The 26331-nt window shown below is 29.0% G+C and carries 23 protein-coding genes, 1 riboswitch and 1 other annotated feature; of the genes, 14 read left to right on the forward strand and 9 right to left on the reverse strand.

The features are described from left to right. Positions 1-7 precede the first annotated feature (7 nt). A riboswitch (ZMP/ZTP riboswitch) is annotated at positions 8-101 on the forward strand. 70 nt (positions 102-171) lie between these two features. After that, positions 172-2403, forward strand: coding sequence for a formate C-acetyltransferase (pflB, locus tag F3K33_RS05305; protein ID WP_154861616.1), 2232 nt, complete (start codon positions 172-174; stop codon positions 2401-2403). Positions 2404-2636: 233 nt separating this feature from the next. Here pflB and F3K33_RS05310 read toward each other — a convergent pair whose 3' ends face one another. Continuing rightward, entirely contained in the window at positions 2637-2798 is a 162-nt protein-coding gene (locus F3K33_RS05310; protein ID WP_011968355.1) for a rubredoxin, read from the reverse strand. A 160-nt stretch (positions 2799-2958) separates the two neighbouring features. Further along, complete coding sequence (locus F3K33_RS05315; RefSeq protein ID WP_039770473.1) at positions 2959-3588, reverse strand: 3'-5' exonuclease; 630 nt, start codon at positions 3586-3588, stop codon at positions 2959-2961. Positions 3589-3850: 262 nt separating this feature from the next. Here F3K33_RS05315 and F3K33_RS05320 point away from each other — a divergent pair, with 262 nt between their 5' ends. Continuing rightward, positions 3851-4801, forward strand: a complete 951-nt coding sequence (locus F3K33_RS05320; protein ID WP_023973486.1) for an L-lactate dehydrogenase — start codon at positions 3851-3853, stop codon at positions 4799-4801. A gap of 882 nt (positions 4802-5683) precedes the next feature. Here F3K33_RS05320 and F3K33_RS05325 read toward each other — a convergent pair. Continuing rightward, positions 5684-6655, reverse strand: a complete 972-nt coding sequence (locus tag F3K33_RS05325; protein ID WP_023973485.1) for a biotin--[acetyl-CoA-carboxylase] ligase — start codon at positions 6653-6655, stop codon at positions 5684-5686. A 185-nt stretch (positions 6656-6840) separates the two neighbouring features. On the opposite strand from F3K33_RS05325, the gene F3K33_RS05330 reads away from it, so the two are divergent. From F3K33_RS05330 to F3K33_RS05365, 8 genes are all read left to right on the forward strand, one after another. Next, on the forward strand, positions 6841-7863 hold the full coding sequence (locus F3K33_RS05330; RefSeq protein WP_039770471.1) for a phosphodiester glycosidase family protein: 1023 nt from the start codon (positions 6841-6843) through the stop codon (positions 7861-7863). Between the two features lie 20 nt (positions 7864-7883). Next, positions 7884-8930 carry a hypothetical protein gene (locus tag F3K33_RS05335; RefSeq protein ID WP_039770470.1) on the forward strand — a complete coding sequence of 349 codons (1047 nt, stop codon included), beginning with the start codon at positions 7884-7886 and terminating at the stop codon, positions 8928-8930. Between the two features lie 483 nt (positions 8931-9413). After that, on the forward strand, positions 9414-10055 hold the full coding sequence (locus F3K33_RS05340; protein WP_011968361.1) for a site-2 protease family protein: 642 nt from the start codon (positions 9414-9416) through the stop codon (positions 10053-10055). Positions 10056-10110: 55 nt separating this feature from the next. Further along, positions 10111-10389: a binding site (T-box leader), on the forward strand. A gap of 182 nt (positions 10390-10571) precedes the next feature. Further along, positions 10572-12263, forward strand: coding sequence for an arginine--tRNA ligase (gene argS, locus F3K33_RS05345; protein ID WP_023973482.1), 1692 nt, complete (start codon positions 10572-10574; stop codon positions 12261-12263). Positions 12264-12402: 139 nt separating this feature from the next. Continuing rightward, positions 12403-13548, forward strand: coding sequence for an AI-2E family transporter (locus tag F3K33_RS05350; protein ID WP_077723707.1), 1146 nt, complete (start codon positions 12403-12405; stop codon positions 13546-13548). A gap of 29 nt (positions 13549-13577) precedes the next feature. Then, positions 13578-14114, forward strand: a complete 537-nt coding sequence (locus F3K33_RS05355) for a nitroreductase family protein (protein WP_011968364.1) — start codon at positions 13578-13580, stop codon at positions 14112-14114. A 261-nt stretch (positions 14115-14375) separates the two neighbouring features. Further along, positions 14376-15104, forward strand: coding sequence for an HAD-IB family hydrolase (locus F3K33_RS05360; RefSeq protein WP_011968365.1), 729 nt, complete (start codon positions 14376-14378; stop codon positions 15102-15104). 14 nt (positions 15105-15118) lie between these two features. After that, positions 15119-15868, forward strand: coding sequence for a ribonuclease H-like domain-containing protein (locus F3K33_RS05365; protein WP_011968366.1), 750 nt, complete (start codon positions 15119-15121; stop codon positions 15866-15868). A 171-nt stretch (positions 15869-16039) separates the two neighbouring features. Here the strand turns inward: F3K33_RS05365 and F3K33_RS05370 are convergent, their stop codons facing one another. Next, the gene (locus F3K33_RS05370) at positions 16040-16921 is read right to left on the reverse strand and encodes a ComEC/Rec2 family competence protein (protein ID WP_039770467.1); all 882 of its coding nucleotides are present in this window, start codon (positions 16919-16921) and stop codon (positions 16040-16042) included. Positions 16922-17318: 397 nt separating this feature from the next. Here F3K33_RS05370 and F3K33_RS05375 point away from each other — a divergent pair, with 397 nt between their 5' ends. Next, positions 17319-19070 (forward strand): phosphoenolpyruvate carboxykinase (ATP), encoded by a 1752-nt coding sequence (locus tag F3K33_RS05375; protein WP_039770465.1) that lies wholly within the window; start codon positions 17319-17321, stop codon positions 19068-19070. 194 nt (positions 19071-19264) lie between these two features. On the opposite strand, the gene F3K33_RS05380 is transcribed toward F3K33_RS05375, so the two are convergent. The 3 genes from F3K33_RS05380 to F3K33_RS05390 all read right to left on the reverse strand — a co-directional run bounded on the left by F3K33_RS05380 (position 19265) and on the right by F3K33_RS05390 (position 20987). Continuing rightward, the gene (locus F3K33_RS05380; protein ID WP_011968369.1) at positions 19265-20023 is read right to left on the reverse strand and encodes a putative ABC transporter permease; all 759 of its coding nucleotides are present in this window, start codon (positions 20021-20023) and stop codon (positions 19265-19267) included. Positions 20024-20242: 219 nt separating this feature from the next. Continuing rightward, on the reverse strand, positions 20243-20443 hold the full coding sequence (locus F3K33_RS05385; RefSeq protein ID WP_011968370.1) for a DUF378 domain-containing protein: 201 nt from the start codon (positions 20441-20443) through the stop codon (positions 20243-20245). A 73-nt stretch (positions 20444-20516) separates the two neighbouring features. Then, positions 20517-20987 (reverse strand): Lrp/AsnC ligand binding domain-containing protein, encoded by a 471-nt coding sequence (locus F3K33_RS05390; protein ID WP_011968371.1) that lies wholly within the window; start codon positions 20985-20987, stop codon positions 20517-20519. A 249-nt stretch (positions 20988-21236) separates the two neighbouring features. Here F3K33_RS05390 and F3K33_RS05395 point away from each other — a divergent pair, with 249 nt between their 5' ends. After that, complete coding sequence (locus F3K33_RS05395; protein ID WP_023973477.1) at positions 21237-21557, forward strand: hypothetical protein; 321 nt, start codon at positions 21237-21239, stop codon at positions 21555-21557. Positions 21558-21780: 223 nt separating this feature from the next. On the opposite strand, the gene F3K33_RS05400 is transcribed toward F3K33_RS05395, so the two are convergent. Continuing rightward, positions 21781-22791, reverse strand: a complete 1011-nt coding sequence (locus F3K33_RS05400) for a CehA/McbA family metallohydrolase (protein ID WP_039770464.1) — start codon at positions 22789-22791, stop codon at positions 21781-21783. A gap of 183 nt (positions 22792-22974) precedes the next feature. On the opposite strand from F3K33_RS05400, the gene F3K33_RS05405 reads away from it, so the two are divergent. Both F3K33_RS05405 and F3K33_RS05410 read left to right on the forward strand, forming a co-directional pair. Beyond that, positions 22975-23475, forward strand: coding sequence for a gamma carbonic anhydrase family protein (locus F3K33_RS05405; protein ID WP_026015891.1), 501 nt, complete (start codon positions 22975-22977; stop codon positions 23473-23475). Between the two features lie 208 nt (positions 23476-23683). Continuing rightward, positions 23684-24520 (forward strand): CvfB family protein, encoded by an 837-nt coding sequence (locus F3K33_RS05410; RefSeq protein WP_023973475.1) that lies wholly within the window; start codon positions 23684-23686, stop codon positions 24518-24520. Between the two features lie 69 nt (positions 24521-24589). On the opposite strand, the gene F3K33_RS05415 is transcribed toward F3K33_RS05410, so the two are convergent. Further along, on the reverse strand, positions 24590-26005 hold the full coding sequence (locus F3K33_RS05415; RefSeq protein WP_011968376.1) for a spore germination protein: 1416 nt from the start codon (positions 26003-26005) through the stop codon (positions 24590-24592). Positions 26006-26331: the final 326 nt, after the last annotated feature.

The following is a 26331-nucleotide window of genomic DNA, read 5'->3' on the forward strand; positions in this document are numbered from 1 at the left end:
TATTAGATATTAGTCATATGACTGACGGAAGTGGAGTTACCACATGAAGTATGACTAGGCATATTATATGCCACAAAAAGCCGACCGTCTGGGCAAAAAAAGCCTGGATTGCGTCGGCTTTTTTATATGGAAAAAATTATAAAACTAAATTTATCTTAGGGAGGAAAAATTATGTTTAAACAATGGGAAGGATTCAAAAACGGAACATGGCAAGAGGGTATTGATGTAAGAAACTTTATACAAAAAAATTATAAATTATACGAGGGTGATGGAAGTTTCTTAGAAGAGAAAACAGAAAGGACAAGCAAAGTCTGGGACAAAGCTTATGCCTTAATAGTTGAGGAAGTAAAAAAGGGAATAATTGATGTTGCTACAGATATAGTATCAGGGATAGATAATTATGATCCTGGGTATATAGATAGAGATAACGAAGTTATAGTTGGGCTTCAAACAGATGCACCACTTAAGAGAATAGTAAATCCATTTGGTGGAATGAGAATGGTTCAAAGTTCATTAAAGGAATATGGATATGAACTTGATCCAGAAATTAATAAGAATTTTTCAAAATACAGAAAGACTCACAACGAAGGTGTTTTTGATGCGTATACAAAAGAAATAAGAGCAGCGAGAAGTGCTGGATTATTAACAGGCCTACCAGATGCATACGGTAGAGGAAGAATAATAGGTGATTATAGAAGAGTAGCTCTTTATGGTATAGATTACTTAATAGAAGAAAAGAAAAAGGATCTTGATAATCTAAACGGTGATATGCTTGATGAATTAGTAAGAAAAAGAGAAGAAGTTTCAATGCAGATTAGAGCTTTAGGTGAAGTAAAATCAATGGCAGCGAAATATGGAATTGATATATCTAAGCCAGCATCAAATGCAAAAGAAGCAGCACAACACTTATACTTTGGATACTTAGCAGGAATTAAGGAAAACAATGGAGCTGCAACATCCTTTGGAAGAACTTCAACTTTCTTAGATATATACATTGAAAGAGATTTAGAAGCAGGGTTAATTACAGAAAAGGAAGCTCAAGAAATAGTTGATCAATTAATTATAAAGTTAAGATTGGTAAGACACTTAAGAACTCCAGAATATAATGAATTATTTGGTGGGGATCCAACTTGGGTAACTGAATCAATTGGTGGTGTGGGCATTAATGGTAAGCCACTTGTAACTAAGAATTCATTTAGATATCTTCATACTTTAATTAATCTTGGAACATCAGCAGAGCCAAACTTAACAGTTTTATGGTCAGATAAGCTTCCAGAAAGCTTTAAGAAATATTGTGCAGAAATATCAATAAAAACAGATTCAATTCAATATGAAAATGATGAAGTTATGAGACCGATTTATGGTGATGATTATGCAATAGCTTGCTGCGTATCAGCTATGAAGGTTGGTAAACAAATGCAATTCTTTGGAGCTAGAGCAAATATAGCTAAATCACTTTTATATGCCATAAATGGTGGAGTAGATGAATTAAAAGGTATTAAGGTAGTACCAGGAATTGAAAAGCTTACAGACGAAGAAATTCTTAATTTTGATAAAGTAAAAGCAAATTACTTCAAAGTATTAGAGTATGTAGCAAAAGTTTATGTAGATACAATGAACATAATCCACTTTATGCATGATAAATACGCTTATGAAGCAAGTCAAATGGCTCTTCATGATACAGCAGTAGAAAGATTAATGGCATTTGGTATTGCAGGTCTATCAGTAGCAATAGATTCATTATCGGCTGTAAAATATGCAAAAGTTAAACCAATTAGAAATGAAGAAGGTATAACTGTAGATTTTGAAGTTGAAGGAGATTTTCCTAAATACGGAAATGATGATGACAGAGCAGATGATCTAGGCGTAGAATTAGTAACTAAATTCTCAAATGAGCTTAAGAAACATCCACTATACAGAGATGCAAAACATACATTATCAGCGCTAACAATCACATCAAATGTAATGTATGGTAAGAAGACAGGGACAACTCCGGATGGAAGAAAGAAAGGTGAACCACTTGCTCCAGGAGCAAACCCAATGCATGGAAGAGATATTAATGGAGCATTAGCATCACTTAACTCAGTAGCTAAAATACCATATAATGAAATTTGCCAAGACGGTGTATCGAATACATTCTCAATCGTTCCAGATGCACTTGGAAAAAATGAAGATCAAAAGATTAATAACCTAGTTGCAATATTAGATGGATATTTTACTCAAGGAGCTCATCACTTAAATGTTAATGTTCTTAATAGACAAACATTAATAGATGCAATGGAAAATCCAGATAAGTATCCAACACTTACAATAAGAGTATCAGGATATGCGGTTAATTTTAGCAGATTATCAAAAGAACAACAATTAGAAGTTATAAGCAGAACATTCCATGAAAGTATTTAGTAAAATAAAATTATTGTGTTTATAGTAAAGTTTTGATGAATTTAAATGCACAAAAATTTTAAGAAAATATAAATGGCTTGAAGCTAATAAATTAATTACAAATATAAAAAGACTATAGGACATAATATTCCAGTCCATATAGTCTTTTTGATTTCATATGAAAATATTAATTTAAGTTTTCTTTAAGTATACTAATTTTTACGAGATGAGTTAAATATAATTTTTATAATGTGTTATTCTAGTACAGAAAAATTATCTTTGTTAAAAGCGCAAATTGGACATACCCAATAATCAGGCAAATCATTAAAATCTACATGTGGAGCAATTCCACCATCAGGATCTCCAAGTTCTGGATCATAAATATATCCGCATACTTCACAAACATATTTTTTCATTTTATCACCTCATTTATAAATTAAACAAGACAAGAATAAATTTTAAAACTGTCTAAATCTAAAATTCTAGATACCATAAAGAATAGATAGAGTAAAAACCACAAGTTATAGTATATTATATGATATTTTTATTGAGGTGTTAATTAATAAAAATTATATTTTATTTTAAGCCGTTTGAGTTCTTAGCTAGAAGATTTGAAAAATACCCTTTTGGAAAGTAGCCTTTCTTTAATCCTTCGATAACAGTTAAATATGTTGCAGCTGTATCAAATCTGGCATCATGATAATTTCCACTACCTTCAAATAATTTTTCAGATGTTTCAACAATTTGCTCGCTTGAAATATTTAACCAATCTATCACTTCAGATAATTTTGGATTTTTGATTTCTCCATTGGCTTTTGGAATCTTACATATATCTCTATAGTAAGCCATAGTGCAGAAAACATTTTTTGGGTAAAAATCCTCTCCTAAAGATAATAGTTCATGTTTTAAAAATCTAACATCAAAATTAACATTATGACCGATTAGAAAATCAGCAGTCATAAAATCATTAAGAAATTCAGGTACTAAATCCTCAAAATATTGTCCATTAGATAATTCATAAAGCTTCTCTAAAGAAAAACCATGAATTTCTTGGGCAGAAGGGTCCATCTCGTCGACTGTGAAAAAGAAATTTTTACCAGTCGTTATCTGAGGTTTTTTACTAGCATCAACAGTTATGTAACTTAACTGACATATGCTGCCCGGTTTTATACTAGTGGTTTCTGTATCAAAAAATAATAATTTCATTAAAGTGTACCTCCATCTTCTGCGTAAAACATTTAAAAATAATTACGTCTATATGCTTACTAATAAATTCATTATTAAGTTGCTAAATTTAATTATATAGTATTTACGAAAAAATTCAAATAAGGTATAATCAGATAAGAATGATTATTAATTAATAAAATTGTTGGATAATAATTTAAGATGAAACTTTTTAGGAGCAAATAATAAATTTGTTATCTGGAAAGAATAGAATTAATATTGTATTAATTAGGAGGAATATATAATGGTAGAAAGAAAACGTAAAATATCTGTGATTGGTGCAGGTTTTGTAGGTGCAACAACAGCATATGCATTAATGAATAGTGGAGTAGCTACAGAAATATGTTTATTTGATATAAATATGGATAAAGCAATGGGAGAAGTTATGGATTTAGTTCATGGTACTTCTTTTGTAAAGCCTGTTAGCATTTATGCAGGAAGTATTGAAGAAACTAGAGATTCAGATATAGTTATAATTACAGCTGGTGCAGCTCAAAAAGAAGGGGAAACTAGACTAGATCTTATTGAAAAAAATTACAATATATTTAAGAGCTTTGTTCCACAAATAGCAGCAGCAAGCCCAAATGCTATTTTGTTAGTAGTATCAAATCCATGTGATGTGCTTGCATATATAACTTATAAGTTATCTGGATTCCCTAGGGAAAGAGTAATAGCATCAGGAACTGTATTAGATACGTCAAGATTAAAATACGTTATTGGTAAATACTTTAATGTAAATAATAATAATATCCATGCGTATGTTTTGGGAGAACATGGTGATAGCGAAGTTGTAAGTTGGAGCACTGCAAGCATAGCTGGAGAAACTTTTGAAGAATATGCTAAAAAGTTCAATTTAGAGTGGGATGATGATGTAAAATCAGTAATAGAAAGCGATGTTAAAAATGCAGCTTATGAAATAATAAGCAGGAAAAATGCTACTTATTTTGCTGTAGCATTAGCAGTAAATACAATAGTAGAAGCTATATTAAGAGACGAAAATACTATTTTAACTGTATCATGTTTGATGCAGGGAGAGTATGGAATAGAAGATGTTTACTTAGCAGCCCCAACAATTTTAAATAGTAAGGGTGTTGTAAGAATTGTAAACCCTGTTCTAAATGATGAAGAATTGAAAAAATTAAAAGAATCAGCAAGTGTTCTAAAAGGACATATTGAAAAAGTTGTGAATAAATAACTAGAATTAACTAAAGGTATTGTGTACTAAGCGAAATATAAAAATACTTGCAGTATGAGTAAGTTCTAAGTTTACTGCTGAACTCTCGAAAGGGAATATATGCGTTTGTTCTGGTTCTCTGAAGATTTTACCGGGTGATTCTAAGAATAGAAGTTGTGCCCAAAATGCTAGCCTCAAAAGCAAGTTTTGAACTAGCATATTTGGAACAACTTCTAATCTAAGAATCGCAGCCGGCAAGATCTTCTAATGAACATTGCACAAAAGCATATATTCTTTTTCTTTATTTAGTAGTAAACTTAAATCAAATTCATATTTATGCAATATCCCATCTAATAATTGACTTAAATATTTTAGAGTCTATATTGATTCCTAAGTTTTTCTCACATATATTTGAAAAAGTAGCTGGTAAAAGATACCACTACACATTCGTCTGTGACTTTTTCTTATAACTATCATCATAAATTTATAATATTTGAAATACTCAAAATGATAGCAAAACAAAGAAAGACAATACATATATGTGGCTTAAGAATTTGGGAATACGCTATAAGAATATGTTAATGATAGATTTTATTGATATACTTCGGTTATTTCACACATAGATAACGGCCTAAAGTTAAGAGTAGACATTAATTTTAGTATATGCCAGAAAAGAAGATCATGCTTTTGTGGAGGCGTTACATAGAGGATTTGGCTGTAGATATTTCTTCAGTAGAAGTTGTTTCATTTTTGCTTGTCCTGCACTTGCTGTAGGAACATGCAAAAATGGGTACAACTTCTGCTGCTAGAAATTCACAGCCAAATCCTCAGTAACCTGAACAAATGCATGATCTTCTTTTCGATAATATATATACTTAACTTTAAACATTGCAATATAAATTTTTAATTCATTCCATTAAAACTAATCTCTCCAGTAATTACAGCTTTTTCATTTCCGTTGCTATCTATGACCATAAGGTCGCCGTTATCAGAAACAGAAACACAGGTAACAATTTCTTCATTATTATATGTGATTAATTTTGCCTTTCGACCTAAAATGTTGGAATGATCTCGGCAGATTGAAATTGTCTCGGAAAGATCTAATTTATTTATGAAGTTATTGTATAATACTTCGAAATTATTTAAGAAAGCTGAAAGTATCTCAGTTCTTTTGAAATCTTTATCATATTCAATCTTTAGTGAAGTGGCAATTGCTTTTATATTATCATCAAAGTCACTTTCATCTATATTAATATTCATCCCTACGCCCAAAACTAAATAATGAACACTATCCATGTCACATTTCATTTCAGCTAGGATTCCACAAAACTTTTTGTCATTCAAAAGTATATCATTAGGCCATTTAATGGTTGAATTAATACCTAAATTACTTAGTGTCTTATATACAGAAGCAGCAGCAATTTGAGTTATTTTAGGAGCTTCCGTTGGAGGAAGTTTAGGTCTTAATATTAATGAAAACCAAAGACCGCCATTTGGAGAAACCCATTTCCTATTGAAGCGACCACTTCCTAAAGTTTGCTTTTCTGCAATTACTATAGTACCGTGTTCGATTTCTTTCTGTGCAAGCTCTTTTGCTTTAATATTTGTAGAATCTATTTCATCAAAGTAAACTATGCTTTTTCCAATAGCAGATGTTTTTAATAAAGGTAGAATTTCATTTTTATTTAATAAATCAGGAGAATTAAGTAATTTGTATCCCTTATTAGAAATTCCTTCTATTATATAGCCTTTTAATTTTAAGTTTTTTATATGTTTCCATATAGCAGTTCGTGAAACATTTAAAGTAGAACTTAGGTATTCGCCAGAAACATAATCTTGAGATTTTTTTAATTCATTTAAAATTTTATCTTCCATTTATATATACCTCCTAAGACTAATTATAACATAATGTGAGTATTTAAAAGCAAAATCCAAGTACCAAATAGAATAAAATGCTGGAAAAATGAAATTATTGTAATCTAATTGAAAATATTATATAATTAGGTCTGGTGTAATTTTTATAAATGCAACTAAAATGCATTTTTAGAGAGGATAATAAAATGGATATAAATAGAAAAAATAAGAAATCTAAGGTAAAAAAAAGCAAGAAAAGAGTAAATAAGATTTCATTTAAGACATTAGCTATATTTTTTGCATTTGAATTATTTTTTACTGGATGTACATTCCCATTTTTACTTTTATATGGACCATTTGATAATGCGAAAAGCCAATATGTTGGAGCAGCAATGACTTCAATGAGTCATCAATATCTGGCTACATGGTTCTTATCAGATAAAAAAATAGCAGAAATTATGGGAGAAAACTCAACTGAAGAAACTAGTGAAACTACCAATATATCAGATATTAAAGTTCCAAAGGTTAAAGATGATACTATAGAACTTCATGATATAGAAAATTCTAAGTATAATGGTTATTATTTGGTGGTAAAAGACCCAACAAGAGTTAAAATTGGAGTAAGTTCTAAATTGGGAGTTGAAGGTGAAACTACATCAACAATTGCTGAAAACAATGATGCTATAGCTGCTATTAATGGGGGAGCATTTACAGATCAATCATCTGCTGCTCAGTGGACAGGAAATGGTGGATTGGCATCAGGAATTGTAATGACTGGTGGTGAAGTGAAAGTTAATGATGTAGGAGATAACCCAACAACAACTTTTGGGATAGATAAAAATGGAGTAATGGTTGTAGGTGATTATACAGTAGATAAACTTAAAGAACTTGGAATTCAAGAAGCTTTAAGTTTTGGTCCGGCATTAATAATTAATGGAAATATGGTAAAGATAAACGGTGATGGAGGATTTGGGACAGCTCCTAAAACTGCTATAGGACAAATGAAGGATGGCTCAATAATTCTCCTAGTTATAGATGGTAGAGAAATTGGAAGCATAGGAGCAACATTAAAGGAATTACAAGAAATTATGCATCAGCTAGGTGCATGGAATGCAATGAACTTGGATGGTGGAAAATCGACAACATTGTATTACTATGGAGAAGTTAGAAATAAACCATCAAATAGTATGGGAGAAAGAACTATTCCAACAGCAGTTATTGTTAAATAAACAGAAGGTGAGGTAGAATTATGAAGATGTTTAAGAAGATAACTGCATGGGCATTGTTATCTATACTATTACAAATTTCTGGCTTATATATTTTAGAAAATTTTATTTTTAAGCATACGTCAGAATTTAAAAGTAATAAAATAGAAGTTCAAAAAAAGGATAATACAAAAGATATTTCAGCATCTATTCCGGGAAGTGCAAAAGATACTAAAATATCAGATGATGGTAAATACATATGTTACCAGGATGGCGAAAGTGTGTATTTGGAAGATACCAAGACGGGAACAAGTAATCCAATTACAACGGAAAAAAAGGGTACAATTATGTATTATGATTGGCTTTTAGAAAGAGATATACTAGTAATAGCTCAGAAGATTGAAAAAGATGGGGAATCTAAAGTTCAGCTTATAACATATAATGCTAAAGATTTAACAGAAACAGTTGCAAGTAAAGAAGATATTTGCACATACCAAGAGGGTATGGAAGTTAAAAAGATAACCACTTCTGTCTTTACAGGTGTATTTTATGTAGAAATATATACAGGTGGTTTAAAGAGCGCAGTTTATAGATTTGATAGAGATTATGAAAGAAAAAAGGTTCCTCTAGCAGTTAATGTTTTAGGAAATATGAAAGTAATGCCTCACAACGATAGATTAATATATGAAGATAAGTTGAATAGTAAATTTTTTGTTACCAGCCCCAATAAGCAATTAACATTTAGTGGTAATAAAAATCTGACACTTCTTGGAATCGACAGAAATGATGTGATTTATATTGGTGAGCTTAACGGTGATAAAATTACCAGTATCACTTATGGAAAAGTTGATGAAGATACAGCAAATTGGAAAAAGGCAACACTTGATTCGGTTGTAAGTGCTAATGACTTGTATTTTAGTAATAAAAGTGAAATACTAGTTAATGATAATCTTAAAGGTAGTGTTAAGAATTTAAGTACAGGAAAAGAAGTTGAATATGAAGGAAAACTTGTTCAGATTAAAGAAGATTTCATAGCGACTGAAGATAATAGCGGAAAATTAGTTTATAAAAGTTTAAATAATAGTAAATAAAGATGGTAAATAAAGAGTGTTTAATTAAATTGAAATTAAACACTCTTTATTAAATTAGATCTTATAATGTATATGTTGTAACTGAGTTTCTACCTTTTGTCTTAATTGAGCATTTGTTTTACTAAAATTTTAAATGTAGGTTTATTAGTACAACATATAGAACAATGTTCTGATATAAACTAATAAGTGCATTTACATTGTTGATAGTAATCTTTTATGATATAATGTTGGGAATAAATAGTAAGCAATATATACATTTTATATAAACATTTAAGACACTATAATAGCGTAAGGAAGATAAAGAATATATATACCTAAAAAGTTTAATTTATAAAAGTTTATCTTAAACTATTAGGTAACAAAAATGAATAAGTCTATAAGGACAGAGTAATATTATTTAGTTGAAATATATATGTTCTTTTAATAGGATTTGTTCTAAGTATGATATAATATAAAACATACATATCGAAAAAGGAGGAAAACATGAATTCAGTACTTAATATGATTTTAATGATTCCAGGGATGCTTATCGCTTTTACATTTCATGAATATGCACATGCATTAATAGCAGATAGAATGGGAGATAAGACACCAAGGTTTCAAGGAAGATTGACTTTAAATCCAATTGCGCATATTGATCCTATAGGATTTGTGGCTGTACTTATCTTTAGCTTTGGATGGGCAAAGCCAGTACAAACTAATCCATCGGCATATAAAAACTATTATAAAGATGACTTGAAAGTAAGTTTAGCTGGACCAATTGCAAATTTTTTAGTTGCCATAGCAACTTCAATAGTATTGGGACTTTATTATAGTTTTGCATATAGATTTTTACCAGATGCATTAGCTGGTGTTTTAGAGCGAATGATATATATGACGCTTGTTATTAATGTAAATATAGGATTATTTAATTTGATACCAATACCAGGACTAGATGGCTTTAGTCTTTTAAGAGATTTAAGTCCAAATACGTTCTATAGATTTGAAGAAAAATTTTATCAATATCAAATGTTCATTATGTTAGCGTTAATCTTTGTTGGAGGAAGAATAATTTCTATACCAGCCGGCGTTATACGTAATATGCTTTTAGGGATTACTAATTTAATAACACGTTTCCTATTTTAAAAATAAAGTTGACAAAATTTAAGATAATTTGTATAATTTATTATCATTAATATTGAAAAATTCTAAGAAGAGGAAAGTAGTTTAATTAATTCCTTTAGCGAATAGGGAGATGGTGTAAGCCCTATGGATAGATTAAGTGAAAAGAGCCTTGGAGAAATCACCTGAAATAAGTAGTTAAAAAGATAATAATCTAATATAGCTGGTATGATATATTAATTATTATTTTTAAACCTTTAGTAGGGCTGGTCGCAAGTTAAATTGCGTTAAAAGTTGAGAGGTATTTTATTTATATAAAATACAATAAGAGTGGTACCGCGGATAATTCGTCTCTTTTTATTTAAGAGGCGGATTTTTTTTTGTTCTTTAGAAATCTATATCGAAGTTAAATTTGTGCATTTATTATGAGAAATACTGACTAAGAAAATTAAATTTTGAGAAAGAATAAAGAAATACATTCTTACAAATTATAAAGTTATTTAATTTATGAAGAGTTTGTCTAAATATAAGGAGGATATTATGGATTATAAAAGTAAAGTTGCAGAACTAATAAAAAAACATGTGGAATTAGAAATTGAAGCTATTGAAAAATTGATTGAAATACCGCCAAAGCCAGAAATGGGAGATTATGCATTTCCATGTTTCCAATTGTCAAAGGTTATGAGAAAAGCTCCAAATATGATAGCAGAAGAATTGAAGAATTCTATGTCAACTGATGGATTTGAAAGAATTGAGAATTTAGGGCCATATGTTAACTTCTTCGTTGATAAAGGAGTATTTGCAGAAAATACGATCAAAAAGGTTTTAGCAGATGGAGAAAATTATGGAGCATCAAATATAGGGGAAGGGAAAACAGTTTGCGTTGAATATTCTTCGCCTAATATAGCAAAACCTTTTCATGTTGGTCACTTATTCACTACAGCTATAGGTAATTCTTTATATAAGATGTTTAAGAAGGAAGGATATAATACTGTAGGATTGAATCACTTGGGAGATTGGGGAACTCAATTTGGTAAGCTTATAAGTGCGTATGATAGATGGGTAGACGAAGAGGCATTAGAAAAGGCTCCAATTGATGAATTACTTAGAATATATGTTAAATTCCACGAAGAGGCTGAAAAAGATCCTTCATTAGAAGATGAAGCAAGAGCAAACTTTAAGGCACTAGAGACTGGTGATGAAAAAGCAACAGCACTTTGGACTAGATTTAGAGAGTTGAGCTTAAAAGAATTTGAAAGAGTTTATAACATTTTAGGAGTTAAATTTGATTCATTAGCTGGAGAAGCATTTTATAATGATAAGATGGATGTTGTTGTTGATGAATTGAAAGAAAAAGGACTTCTTGTAGAAAGTAATGGGGCTCAAGTTGTAATGCTTGAAGAATATAATATGCCACCTTGTATAGTACTTAAAGGTGATGGTGCATCGATATATGCTACAAGAGACTTAGCAGCTGCTATGTATAGAAAGAAAACTTATGATTTTCATAAATGTGTTTATGTAGTTGGAACGCCTCAAGCACTTCACTTCAAACAAGTATTTAAAGTGTTAGAACTTGCAGGACATGAATGGTCTAAAGACTGTGTTCATGTAGGCTTTGGGTTAGTTAAATTTGCAGATAGAAAACTTTCAACTAGAAATGGATCGATTGTTTTACTTGATGATTTACTTCGTGAAGCTGTAGAGAAGACAATGGAAGTTATAAATGAAAAAAATCCAGAACTTGAAAATAAAGAGGAAGTTGCAAAGAAAATTGGTGTCGGAGCAGTAATCTTTACTTATCTTAAAAACTCAAGAGAAAAAGATATTGTTTTTGATTGGAAGGAAATATTATCATTTGATGGAGAAACTGGCCCATATGTTCAATATTCATATGCAAGAGGAAATAGTATATTAAACAGAGGTAAAGAATGTACTGGAACTGTTGACTATAGTAAATTATCTTCAAAAGAAGAATTTGAGTTAGTTAAGAGCATAGCTAACTTTAATAGCGTAATAACTTTAGCCTTAGATAAGTTAGAACCTTCAATATTAACAAGGTACGTAATTGAAGTTGCAAAAGGATTTAATAAATTCTATAATGCGCATTCGGTATTGAACTTAGAAGATGAGGATTTAAAAGCTACAAGATTAAACTTAGTTAAAGCAAGTTTACAAGTAATAAAAAATGGATTAGAGTTACTTGGAATAGATGTAGTAGAAAAAATGTAGTTATTTAATATTAAATTTATTATAATTTTTTGAAATAGAGGGATGTCTTATGTAGCAACCCTCTATTTTTTGACTCGTTAATTTCTTTTATATGCCTTAAAAAATGATATATGGTATAATTGAAAAAAGCATGGAAAGGATGTGGAATGAATTGTTTATAAATAGAAATATTAAATATAGGGATATATTAATATTTGCTTTAATAGGTGTAATTGGATACAAACTTATAGATAATTATAATTTTTTCTTTGATATAGGCAGAAAAGTTTTATCTATTATGTCACCTTTTATATATGCTATTATTTGTGCTTATATATTAAATCCAGTAGTAAGTTTTTTTGAAAATAATTTTAAAACTAAAAGAGCAATATCGATATTGATTACATATTTTATAATTATAGCTTTAATTATTATAATATTATTTTTTACGATACCAAGTATAGTAGATAGTATAGTAAATATAACTAGAGAAATGCCGGCCTATGTGGAAATTATACAAAAGTGGATCAATACTCTTCTTCAAAATGAAAGAATAAAGACACTGATTGTACAAGCGGGACTTTTAAATAAGCTACAGGAAATGTCAAGCCAGATAGGAAGTGTAACAATAGGACTACTACAAAATTTTATTATGTACTTATTATCATTTACATCAAATTTAGTTAGTGTGATTTTTGGTTTTTTAATTTCAATTTATGTTTTAATGGATAAAGAAAAGTTGTTAAAACGTGCTAGAACCATAACATATATGATTTTTAATGAAGAAAAGGGGAATAAGTTAGTTACATTTATTAGAACCTATAATAAAATGATAGGAGTTTATATAGGGATAAAAGCAATTGATTCAGCAATAATAGGTTTTATATCACTTATAGGTCTATTAATTGTTGGGGAACCCTATGCACCACTAATAGCCCTGATAGAAGGGATTACTAATATGATTCCTTATTTTGGACCACTTATTGGTGAAGTAGTCGGTGCGGGAGTTGCAATCTTTGTTTCACCTATGAAGGCTTTTATGGTATTCATACTTTTACTTTGTATTCATCTTTTTGATGCTTGGTACCTTGATCCTAAGCTTATAGGGAAAAAGGTTGGAGTCAGTCCATTAGGGATAATATTAGGAGTTGCAATAGGCGGTGGCTTTTGGGGACCTTTTGGAATGCTTCTAGGATCACCTACAATGGCAACCATAAAAATATATTATGAGAAAACAGTAGAGGAGTTTAGAAAAAAGAATCCAGGATTAGTTAAGAAAGAAAGTCTTGGAGAAATTGATTTATAAAAGATTATAAAGAATTTAGGAGAAGTTTTATGAAGGAATTTATTGATTTATTAAATGAACGTCAAAGTTGTAGAAAGTATTTAAATAAACCTGTTGAAAAAGAAAAGTTAGTAAAATGTATTGAGGCTGCCAGATTAGCTCCATCAGCATGTAATAGTCAACCATGGCATTTTGTAGTAGTTAATAATAAAGAGCTAGTACCTAAGGTTTCAGAATGCTTACAGGATGCAGTTATGAATAAATTTACTACAGAATGTCCAGCTTTTATAATAGTGGTGGAGGAAAGTGGAAATTTAACTTCACGAGCTGGAGCATTAATTAAACAGCAGGATTATAGATCTGTTGATATTGGGATTGCAACTGAGCATATATGTTTAGCGGCAACAGAACAAAATTTAGGTACTTGTATTTTAGGTTGGTTTAATGAAAAAGAACTAAAGAAACTTTTAAATATAAATAAATTAAAGCGAATTAGATTAGTAGTGGCTGTTGGATATCCAGAAAATGATAATATAAGAAAAAAAGTGAGAAAGAATATAGATGAAATTCTAACTTTTATAGAATAGTCATGGATAAATTTTAACGACACTATCAATAATAAATATATTTGGTAGTGTTTTTACTTATACAATTTATATGATATATTTCAAAAATAATTCTTTATCATAATTCAAAAAATATTGCAAGAATTTCCGTCGTGATTGTGAAGCGTGAAATGTGCATTGTGAATTGCAACATATATATTTAAATTAATCAGATAGATTTTATAAGCTTTTCTGAAATGAAAAAATAAAGTATAATAAATAAGTATAAAAGGATGTGAGTTAATGGCAAATATAGGTGCGTTTTTTGATTTAGATGGAACTTTATACAGAGAAGGACTAATAACAGAAGTATTTAAAAAGATGGTTAAATATGAAATTATAGGTTCAGAAAGATGGTATAATGATTTAAGGCCTTACTTTATGAAGTGGGATAAGAGGCAAGGTGATTATGATCAATACCTGTTGAAAATGATTGATATATATATTGAGTCAATTAAAGGATTACAGAAGTATCAAATGGAATATATAGCTAAGAAAGTTGTAGAACAAAAGGGCGATAGAGTATATACTTTTACGAGGGACAGAATAAAGTGGCATCAAGCTAATAACCATACTCTAATTATAATATCTGGATCGCCTTCAGAACTTGTTGGAGAGATGGCCAAGAAATATGGCTTTACAGATTATATAGGTGCAAAATATATTATAGATGATAAAAATGTATATACAGGGCAAGTTACACCAATGTGGGATAGTAAAAGTAAATCGAAGGCGATAAATGAATTTGTTAAAAAGTATGATATAGATTTAAACGATAGTTATGCATATGGAGATACAGCAGGCGATTATACTATGTTTAAAAATGTAAAACATCCTTATTGTATGAATCCAACTAAAGAACTTTTGCAAAAAGTATTGAAAGATCGAGAATTAATAAAAAGAGTGAATGTTGTTGTTGAAAGAAAGGATGTAATATACAATTTGGACATTGAGGATATACAATTCTTATAGAAAAGAGTGATACTGTGATTATTCGTGAAAATAAGGTGAAGGTTGAAGAATATAGTGAAGAATTTATGATGAAGTCTCTAGATAAAGAATATACACCAGAAGAAATTATCTTCTTTGATTTAGAGCATTATGTATATAAGAAGCCTAAGTGTATTGGAGTATTTGGGGCGTGTGAGTATGATAAGAAAAATAATAATATTCTAGTAACCCAATATATGATTGAAGATAGAGATGAGGCGACACATATATTGTATCTCGCTAAAGAATATTTTATAAAGATGAAACAAAAAGGAAAAAAGGCCATTATCACTTTTTCAGGGAATAATGATTTTTCAGTTATTAATTATCTTTTCAAAGAAAATAATATATATTATAATTTTAGTGAAGAATTTGATTCGATTGATATTCAAAAAGAATATGAAAAGAATAAAAAATTGTCTATTGGGCTTAAAAAGTTAGAAAAAGTTTTTGATATTGTAAGAGAGGGAGAGGTAATCAGCGGATCTAATTTAGCTAAAACTTTTCACAAAGTTATGAAAGATAAAAGCTATTTCAAAAGAATGCCAGAAGAGAAAATTGAAAAAATTCTTCTTTATAATGAGCAGGATGTTATAAATTTATATTATATATATGTAAATTGGAAAAAATATATTTATGAAGATATTATCGAAGAAGCTATCGCTGAAGATGAAGTTGAAGATTTAGAAAATCTAGAAGAAGAGTATGATATTCAAGAAAATTCATTGAATAATAATTCTAATTAATGACTGCAAAATAAATAAGATAGAAATAAATAATTTAGAAATAAATAATTTAGAAATAAATAAATTTTATTTCTGATTTTTAAATGGCTCCAAGTTTTTGGGGTCTATTTTAATGCTTTAAGAACACCTAGGATGCTTTTAATATAATGAAGCATCCATTTTGGTGTTGATTTATTTTTTTGATATGTTAGAGCCGTCTGAGCAGATGACGATGGTTCCATCTTTATCTGTTCTATAAGTTTTTATATTGCTTTCATCTAATAATTTTGTAGTAATAGCATCAGGATGATTGTATATATTATCTTTACCTACAGATATAACTGCTATTGAAGGATTAACTTTTTTTAGAAAGTCTTTACTAGTAGAAGTTGAGGATCCGTGATGTCCCACTTTAAGCACATCTGCGCTGATATCTTCATTATTATTAAGAATTTCTTTTTCTACTTCCTTTTCGGCGTCACCAGTAAATAAAAAAGAAGTGTTACCATATTGAATTTTTATTACAGGAGAGTAGTTGTTTAAATTATCATAAAAATCCTTATTAGGAGAGAAGACATTTATTTTAGTATTTTCACCTAAGTCAATAGAATTACTATTGTTTTTCAATACATGTACCTTTAAATTTTTATTTTTTAAAGCATCTACCATGTCCTCAAAGCTTTTTGTAGTAGATTCAACTTTTGGAGAATAGAAAGTTCCTATACTATAAGTTTTTATTATATCATCCATATTACCAATATGGTCTTCATGTGGATGAGTTGCAATTACATAATCTAATTTATTTAAGTTTAGCCCTGATAAATAGTTAAAAAGTTTTCTTCTATCAGATTTAGGCCCAGAATCTATTAAAAGATTTTTGTTATTTACTTGAACGAGAATGCAATCGCCTTGGCCTACATCTATATAATGAACGAACATCTTGTTTATATCAGCGTTATTGGCTTTATTTGAATTGAATTTTGTAAGGCCACAACTTACTATGGAAAATGAAAATAATAGAATTGCAAGAAAAGTTAATAAATATTTTTTTACATTATACTTATTTTTGTTCATAAAAAAGTTGTCTCCTTGATTACATAGTTTTAATATAATTCTACCATTTAAGGAAATGTAATGGAAACAAAATTATTCTAAATGCAAGCAAAAGAAAAATAAAAAGTTAAAATAAAACACGAACAAAATTGTAAAAAGACGATATAATATTCATATAATGAGCTTTCTGAGCTTTTTTATAGCATAGTCAGATAGGGGTGGAGGAATTAACTTTGTTGAATTTTAATTTAAGAAATTTCTTATGAACTCGAGTTATTTTTAGATGAAAAAAACTTTAAAATGAAAAATGCAAAGGTTGAATATTGCAAAAAGTATGATATAATTATTTCAATATGTGGAATTTGAAAAGAAAAATGCAATATTTAAATATGAAAAAATTCATATGGGGGGCCATGAAATGAAGAAAGAATTTTCTATGAGTAATGACAAAGTGATGATAAACTTTACAGCAAAGTACTGTAATAGCTTTGAGGCTATACTAGAAAGTGATGGATTTAGACGAATTTTAGAAGTTTATCTAAGAAGAGCTAAAAAGAAAAATTCAGTAGCATACAGATATTTAAGTAAGACATTAGATACAGATAGTCTTATAGATATTAGGAGAGATTTAACTGTAGTAATAAAATATTTAACAGTTATGAGTGTTGAGGAAATTATAGAGATTAGTGACTCATATTCGAAACTATTAGAGGATAGGGACAAGTTTGTAGTATTTATAGAAGATTTCTATTTATTTTGGAGAAAGCTTGAAAGATATACAATAGTTCATAGATATAAGGTTCAACAAGGCCTTGCAGCAGTTAGTTTTACAGAAGCAAATGCTAACTTTTCTACATTAATTCTAAGTTTGTACAGAAAAATTGAACAGCATGTTGCAGGATATCAGCCAAAAGTTTATAGACAAATACCAGCTGGTGGAAATGCCTGCATAATGATTCATGAAATGGAATGGGTAAGACCAAATGGATATGAAGTTTTAGAGGAAGTACCATTTATTGATCATATACTTTTAGAAACACCATTTATAACTTATCCTAAAAAGAATACAAGAGATGGAATGTTCACAGAGATAAAATATAACCCATTAAAGTATGCACAAATAAATAAAGAGCATTGGTTTTGTTATCCAGCTAAGATAGGCGGGTTACTTACTTTTATTTATTTCCATAGAGATTTTATGGAACATGGAATAACTTTATGTAATCTGTTCGAGATGGCTAGAAGTGAAGAAACAAGGGGAAGAAAGCCAGACATTATTTATGTATATGGAGCTAAAGATAACGATGAAGATCTAAAAACAGTGTTCTTTGATGATGTTCAAAATGATATAATGCTTGGATATGTAAATCATTCAGAAAAGATAGATTATTTTGGGTATATAAAGAAGATGACATTAACATTATACAACTTAATAATGATAAAGAGAGGATATTTGCCAATACATGGTTCAATGGTGAATATTATTTTAAAAAGCGGAGATGAAGCTAATGTTGTTATCATGGGAGATAGCGGAGCTGGTAAATCTGAAAGTTTAGAAGCTTTTCGTAGTTTAAGCGAAGATTATATTTCAGATATGACTATTATCTTTGATGATATGGGAACTTTTAAAATAGAGGATGGATTAATTAATGGATATGGAACTGAGATTGGTGCATTTGTCCGATTAGATGACTTAGATCAAGGATACGCCTTTAAAGAAATGGATAGAAGTATATTTATGAATCCGGATAAGGTCAATGCTAGACTTGTAGTACCAGTAGCATCATATAAGGAAATATCAAAGGGACATCCAATAGACTTTTTCTTCTATGCTAATAACTACGACGGCGTTAATGAAGGAGAAAAATATTTAGATTACTTTAAAACTCCAGAGGAAGCCATTAAAGTATTTAAAGCAGGTGCTAGAATGGCGAAGGGAACAACAACGGAGAAGGGCTTAGTAGAGTCATTTTTTGCAAATCCATTTGGGCCAGCGCAAAAGCAGGATGAAACAAATATTCTTATAGAAAAATATTTTAATACAATGTTTGAAAATGGACAAGTAAAAGTTGGACAAATTAGAACTTGTTTAGGTGTAAAAGGGCAAGAAAAAAATGGGCCAAGAAATGCAGCTATAGAATTATTCGATGAAATTAAAAAGATGAAATAAGTATTAAGGCACAATCAAATAAATAAAAAGTCCATTTGCCAGCCTATTTCCCATTATGCTACGTTGGAAAATCGACCTAATAGACCCGCTATGAGGGCAATTTGTCGCATTGCCTAATGAAAAATATCCATGGCAACTTTGGACTTATTATTTATTTTCATGTGCCTAAAAGAGATTAAGGTAAAGCATTTACCTTAATCTCTTTTTAATTTATCTCTTAAAGCCTTAAAAATATTTAAAGATCTATAAGAAATACTTGAAAAGTTTTGTCTTGATTGTCTATTATATAAATTCATTTTTAGCTTACTGAAAAATGATTCAAAGTGTCTAATCCTACCAACAGCTTTTTCTTTTGTAAAATTCAATAATGAACTTGGTTTATCAAATAAAAAATTAGCTGGCACAAATTGAAATGCAAAAGACATTTTTTCAAATTGCATTAAAGAAGCTATAGTTAAACTAAAATCAATAAGATAATAAATAATAATAAAGAAAATAAATACCTCACCAAGTGTTTTGGGAATATTATTGATTATGTTTACCACTATAGGATGTATTATCTTAATTATGCCTACCTCACCAACTCCCCAGAGTAGAGAATAAAGTAAACAAACACGACCATGTATATTAAATGGATCGTCAGTATAATCCCACCACTTTGTCTTAAATGCTTTTTCTAATACAAAACCAGTAATATATTCTAAGACTGTTGTAAAGAAACAGGCTAAGAAGAATAAGGCGAAAATATTATGTTTGTAGTTATCAAGAAAGACTACAAGAAATAAGACACCGAATCCATATATAGGACAAAAGGGACCATATAAAAATCCTCTATTAACAAACCTACGTTCATTTTTGAAATAATACAAGACTTCGAGGCACCAGCCAGCAAATGAATAGAATACAAAAAAATATATTAAATTATAAAAATTAAAATTTAATACTGTACGCAAATGTATACTAACCTCCTAGTAAAATATAAGTATTAATAATTTATTCCATTATATATCAAAACATAGCTAAAGAAATATTAATTTTACATTAAAAATTTCTTATCACTATGTATAAAGCTTAAGTATAAATAAATATTATATTGAGATTAGCAGCGATAGAATTAGCGTTTAAGTCATTTTTATTTTAACAAATATAATATTAATATTTATTATGCTGCATTATACTCTAGATCTTTCTTGAACGAAAAAAGAGATAGAATATAAACTAGCAATTCCAACTAAACAATAAATTATTGTAGATAACATTGAAAAACTTCCAAAAAGGAAATCTACTAAGTTAAATCTAAAAAAACCTATTAAGCCCCAATTAATGCCGCCTATAATTATAAGGGCAAGTGAAATTGAATTTAAAATTTTCATAAAAAACACACTCCTTATTATAAGATACCTTTAGTATGTATATAAAAATGTGTTTTTATTCTATTTTTTATAATTATTCTAATGATATATTTCTGTCTATAGGTTGAGATAGCGAAATAAATGTATCAGTTCTTTGTACTCCATCAATGTTATTTATCTTGTTAAGTAAAACATTCTGCAAATCTAAAATATTAGCACATACAACTTTAGCAAACATAGAATAATCACCAGTAGTTAAATGCAATTCAACTACTTCCTTTATGTTTGACATTTGGTCAAATACATAGTTAAAAGAAGATGTTTTATCAACATAGATACCTACAAAACAACATACATCGTATCCTAGCTTAGGAAGGTTTAAAATTATTCTAGAACCTTTTATTATTCCTAGATCTTCCATTTTCTTCATTCTTACATGAATAGTACCACCGCTTACGTGGCATATTCTGGCAATCTCCAAGTAAGGAGTTCTACAATCTTTTATTAATAAGTCAAGTATTTGTAAATCTAATTCATCTAAATGATTATTTGAAATTAAATTCATTATATCACCTCATATCTTTTATATCATATACTTTTTCTATTTTATCAAATATACGCGAATAATTAAAGATAAAACTATAAATTTGTTAAAAAAAAATTATAATATTGATATTTTAATAAAAATTATTACTTTTTGATTACAATGTATACTGATGAAAATCAACACCAATTAAAAGGAATGCTTGATAATAGTTTATATATAAATTATCATTAACCATATAGACTTTTTTATAGGAGGATATGTGAGTAGATGAATCTTTTTACATCAATTATTTTATTTGTAGTAATGCTTCTTGTTATATTTGTAGCTTATGCATTATGCAAAAAATTTATATTTGGTAAAGTGCGTATAAATAAGTGGATACCTTTAGCGATAGCTGCAGTATTATTTGCGGCCCAAATATTCGTAGGTGCATCAAATACTTATATTTCAAGTGGATTATCTATTTTTGCAGTTCTATTTTTCTTATGGTTCATGGATATTACACAAAGAGGCGGACTTAAGAAAAAAGAAAAGCAAATAGTGATTAAGCCAAAAGCTAAACCAAATAGAGTTAAAAAAAATAAATAGAAACATAGAAAAGAAATAGAATGTATGATTTATAACAATGTAAATGTTTTGAAATTATATATTCTATTTCTTTTTATATGAATTATTTTTTTAAGAATATATATGCGTTGCAAAAAATCTTCATCATAATTCTAAAAATATTGCAAGAATTTTAGCTGTAATTGTGCATAGTGAATTATGAATTGCTAATTGCAACATATATATTTTAAGTATATAAACAATATTATTCTTGACCTCTAAAAATGGGAGAACTAATAGCGATTTTGTTATTATCCAGTGCTATCTTTATTACATACCACAACTCAGTTTTTAAGGGCTCGTGAGAATACAAGTATTTTACTTTATTTAAATTCAAGTTAGATATTTTTTTTATTATAGTCCCACCAGTAGATATTATATCAATTTCTAATATTTTGTGATTAGGATCATGGGCAAAAATTGAAAATTGTAAATTATCATCTTCCATAGGTATAATATCGCCCATAAATTCATTATTTATTGTAAAGTACATAGTTAAAGTTCTGGATTCTGTTGAATAAGTGTGTCGTTTTCTAAAAGCGTCGACTAGAGACTGAGTTGTAAGCTCTTCTGCAATTATACATGTTAAATTTTCATCGTCACCAAAGTTTAATCTATGATTATCCTGACCATTGATTGCGCCTAGTTTCCAGTTTTTATCGAGTAAATGGTAATAATATTTTTCATATCTTAAATACTTGTTTGGATAAGATCCATTTCCAACTTCTATTGAAGTTATTAGTTTATTTAAAATAGAGTTGTATTCTAAATATGTTATTGTTTTGTGGGGATGGTTAATTGAAATAAATGCATTAGGATTATTAAGCATCCATAAAACTAATAGTTGTATATTATTTACTGTTCCAGTAAAGAACCTGTTTGGATTTACTACATTAATGTCTCCAAACGGATTAGTTTTGCTTTCAAAACCAACCACAGCTAAAAAGTTTTCATGTTTTTTATTATAACGAACAGTTAAATATTTTAGCGCATCCCATCTACTTAGCTCAGAGCTTTTTACTTTTATTGTTTTTGTTAAATGATTATTATGGTCTGTTAATATAAGGAAATTAAGGCCGTTATGTCGTGCATAATCAAATGCTTCAATTGGAGTTCCATGTCCAGTGGAAAAATTGCAATGGGCATGAGGAATTCCATAGTAAAAATTCAGATCATCTATATTAAGCTTATTTTTAGGTGATTTTTTTTTCCCCAAAGTTATTACCTCTAAAAATTATTTATAGTATATATATATTGCAATGCACAATGCACAATTCACAATTAATAATTAATTATGGTTTAAATTATTATTTTATTTCGTATTTCTAAAGTGAGCAAAATAATGACAATAAGTGAATGTAATGTTAAAATAACCTTAGTGTTTAGTGAGGTGATTGTTATGGTGAAAATTTATAAAGACAAAAAACCTGTTTTGGATAGCGATATTTATATTTCAGAAACTGCAGTAATTATTGGAGACGTAACACTTAAGAAAAATGCGAATATATGGTTTGGTGCTGTTATAAGAGGTGATGAAGCATCAATAACTATAGGAGAAAATACAAACATCCAAGAAAATTGTGTGGTACATGTTGATTATGGATATAATACAGTTATAGGAGATGGTTGTACTATAGGGCATGGCGCAATAATCCATGGATGCACCATTAAAAATAATGTTTTAGTAGGTATGGGATCAATAATATTAAATGGAGCAAAAATAGGCAATAATACAATTATAGGAGCAGGAAGTCTAATAACTCAAAATAAAGAATTTGAAGATGGCGTTTTGATACTTGGAAATCCAGCAAAAGTGATACGAAAGTTAACACAAGAAGAAATTGAAGGAATTAAGAAATCATATATAAGTTATCTGGAATTGAGTAAAGATTTCAAGTAATTTAGATTTAACATGTTTTATATAAAGAAAAGATACAAGTTATTATCATATTGTGTAGTAATAAATTTATATTCAAGGTTCTAGTAATGTGAGTACCAAATTGAGGATAGCAATGTAGAAAGTTAATTTCAATATATAGAATGATCAAGAAAAGTAATAAAGAAGATAACATCGATTAAGATGTTATGATTAATGGAGGAAATTAAAAATGATATCAGTAGGGCAATACAGTAAATTAAAAGTAAGTAAAAAGGTAGATTTTGGATATTATCTTGAAGATAATTTTGGTGATGAGGTCTTACTTCCAAACAGTGCGGCAAAGGGACATGAAATAAAAGAAGGCGACCAATTAGAAGTATTCATTTATAGAGATTCAAAGGATAGGATGATTTCAACTCTAAAAAAACCATTATTAACAGTTGGAGAAATTGGTTATTTAGAAGTTGTAAGTCAAAATAATATTGGAGCGTTCGTAAACTTTGGGCTTGAAAGAGACTTATTCGTTCCATTAAAAGAACAAAATTATAAGCTTAAAGAAGGAAAAAAATATTTATTTTATATGTATGTAGATAAAACCGACAGGTTAGCGGCAACTACTAGAATACACTCTTATTTAGATATGGCAGAAGAGGGGAAATATAAAGTTTCTGATGAAGTAAATGCTATAGTTTATGAAATAAATGAAAATGCGACTTTAAATGTTGCAATAGATGGTGAATATAGAGGTTTAATATTAGCTAATGAGCATTTTGAGTACATATATCCTGGACAAGAAATAAAAGGAAGAGTTAAGAGGATTTATGAAGATGGAACTATTGGAGTTACAACGAGAAAGAAAAGGTTAGAAGCAAGAAGTGAATTAAGTGAAACAATACTTAATTATTTAAAAGCAAATGGTGGATTTATGCCTTATAATGATAAATCGTCACCTGATGATATAAAGAGAGAATTTAATACAAGTAAAAATTATTTTAAAATGACATTAGGCGGGCTAATGAGAGAGAAACTAATTACACAGGATAAAGAGGGAACTAGACTTTTATAAGTGACAAATGAAAAGTTATAAATTAAAAGTGATAAGTTTTATGTTAACTTATCACTTTTTTTACATAGCTTATTGCACATCGTTTGATATTCGTGTTCTGAATAATAAATTTTTAAGAGCTTTCCAGTTAAATGGAATTAAAGGATAGAAATATTTATCACCAGCTATTGTTTTTGTACTTGCCATAACTATTAGAATGAATATAATACCACCTATAAAGCCCCAGAAACCAAAGAATCCACAAAGTATAAGTAAAATCATCCTTGCAAATTTTAAAGCAAAATTCATTTCTATGCTAGGTTGAGTAAAGTCTCCTATGGTAACGATGGACATATATAATATAGACTGAGGAATAAACCAGCCTGTTTTTACAGCGTAATCACCAAGGATTAAACCACCAATCAAAGACATTGCACTTCCAAGTGGGCTTGGAGTATTTAAACCAGCCAGCTTTAATATATCAACAGCAAATTCTAAAAGCATGAATTGACCGAGCAGAGGCAAAGCAAATTCCTCTTGCGGTTTTAAAAAGTCAAAATAACTCGGTATAAAAATATTCCCATTTACAATCATTAAGTAAACTGGAGTTAATAATATTGTCGCTAACATTACGAAATTTCTAACAATTCTTAGGTAGTTTCCAGTGAATAAAGGGAAATAATAATCATTTATATCTTGTAAAAAATCGAAAATTCCTGTTGGGAGAATTATTACGTTTGGAGAATTATCCACAATAATAATTATTTTTCCTTCAACTATATGTGCAGCAGCTACATCAGGCCTTTCGGTAAATCTTACCTTTGGAAATGGATTAAGCCAATTTTTTGTGCACATTACATCAACTAAACTTTGGTCAGAAAGCGTTAAAGCTTTTATATCTACTTTTGATATGCTATCAATTATTAAATCAAGAACTTTTTTATCTGCTACTCCATCTATATACGCGATACATACATCTGTTTTTGAGACATTACCAACTTGATGTATATCAAAAACTAATCTTGGATCTCGTATTCTTCTTCTAATGAAACCAGCATTAAATACTAACTTTTCAATGAAGCCATCTCTTCCACCTCTTAAAGTTTTTTCCTTTTCAGGTTTTGATGAATCTGAACCTGGATAAGTACGCAAATCTAAGAGTATAAATGAATCATAGCCATCAACATACATTATTGTTTGGCCAGATAATAACGCGATTAAAATTTTGTCTAAATCAGTTTCGGTTTTAACGGATACGTGTGAAACTTTATTGTTGATAAAGTCATCAATTGTTTTGTATGAATTCATTGTTTCAGGTGTTATCTTAAAGAAAGATTTTAATATTTCCTCCATGATAGCATCTTTAATAAAACCATTCAAAAAATATAAAACAGAGCTTCTTCCCCCAACAATGAAGTTTCGTTCAACGATATCGAAACTTTTATCTACAACTAAATTTGAATGAATTAAGTCAATATTTGCTTGGTAATTGTTTGCAACATTCAATTATTTTACCTTCTCTCTCTATTTAAATATACATATCTAGTATGTTACAGATAAGAAATAGTATTCATGTTTATCAAATATATAAATTTATAATTCTTTATACAATTATTAGAGGGAGAAGTTTTTAACTGTGAAATGATTTTAATTGCACTCCGTGCTCTTTTTAGATGTGAAATGATCGTAATTGCACTTCGTGCTTTTTTTAATTGTGAAAGGATCCTAAATGCACTTTGTGCTCTTTTTAGCTGTGCGTACTTTTTTCAAATGTGTAAAGATCTTAAATGTGCTATCGCACTTGTTCAAGAAGTGTAAAGTTCTTAATTGTG

The sequence above is a fragment of the Clostridium beijerinckii genome (genome assembly GCF_008705175.1).
Taxonomy (GTDB): Bacteria; Bacillota; Clostridia; order Clostridiales; family Clostridiaceae; genus Clostridium; species Clostridium beijerinckii.

Coding starts and splice junctions, on each gene's coding strand:
- F3K33_RS05320 (WP_023973486.1), top strand. CDS start 3,851: ATGGTAGAAAGAAAACGTAAAATATCTGTGATTGGTGCAGGTTTTGTA.
- F3K33_RS05360 (WP_011968365.1), top strand. CDS start 14,376: ATGGCAAATATAGGTGCGTTTTTTGATTTAGATGGAACTTTATACAGA.
- F3K33_RS05355 (WP_011968364.1), top strand. CDS start 13,578: ATGAAGGAATTTATTGATTTATTAAATGAACGTCAAAGTTGTAGAAAG.
- F3K33_RS05310 (WP_011968355.1), bottom strand. CDS start 2,798: ATGAAAAAATATGTTTGTGAAGTATGCGGATATATTTATGATCCAGAA.
- argS (WP_023973482.1), top strand. CDS start 10,572: ATGGATTATAAAAGTAAAGTTGCAGAACTAATAAAAAAACATGTGGAA.
- F3K33_RS05315 (WP_039770473.1), bottom strand. CDS start 3,588: ATGAAATTATTATTTTTTGATACAGAAACCACTAGTATAAAACCGGGC.
- F3K33_RS05385 (WP_011968370.1), bottom strand. CDS start 20,443: ATGAAAATTTTAAATTCAATTTCACTTGCCCTTATAATTATAGGCGGC.
- F3K33_RS05405 (WP_026015891.1), top strand. CDS start 22,975: ATGGTGAAAATTTATAAAGACAAAAAACCTGTTTTGGATAGCGATATT.
- F3K33_RS05325 (WP_023973485.1), bottom strand. CDS start 6,655: ATGGAAGATAAAATTTTAAATGAATTAAAAAAATCTCAAGATTATGTT.
- F3K33_RS05330 (WP_039770471.1), top strand. CDS start 6,841: ATGGATATAAATAGAAAAAATAAGAAATCTAAGGTAAAAAAAAGCAAG.
- F3K33_RS05375 (WP_039770465.1), top strand. CDS start 17,319: ATGAAGAAAGAATTTTCTATGAGTAATGACAAAGTGATGATAAACTTT.
- F3K33_RS05395 (WP_023973477.1), top strand. CDS start 21,237: ATGAATCTTTTTACATCAATTATTTTATTTGTAGTAATGCTTCTTGTT.
- F3K33_RS05390 (WP_011968371.1), bottom strand. CDS start 20,987: ATGAATTTAATTTCAAATAATCATTTAGATGAATTAGATTTACAAATA.
- F3K33_RS05370 (WP_039770467.1), bottom strand. CDS start 16,921: ATGAACAAAAATAAGTATAATGTAAAAAAATATTTATTAACTTTTCTT.
- pflB (WP_154861616.1), top strand. CDS start 172: ATGTTTAAACAATGGGAAGGATTCAAAAACGGAACATGGCAAGAGGGT.
- F3K33_RS05350 (WP_077723707.1), top strand. CDS start 12,403: ATGTGGAATGAATTGTTTATAAATAGAAATATTAAATATAGGGATATA.
- F3K33_RS05335 (WP_039770470.1), top strand. CDS start 7,884: ATGAAGATGTTTAAGAAGATAACTGCATGGGCATTGTTATCTATACTA.
- F3K33_RS05410 (WP_023973475.1), top strand. CDS start 23,684: ATGATATCAGTAGGGCAATACAGTAAATTAAAAGTAAGTAAAAAGGTA.
- F3K33_RS05340 (WP_011968361.1), top strand. CDS start 9,414: ATGAATTCAGTACTTAATATGATTTTAATGATTCCAGGGATGCTTATC.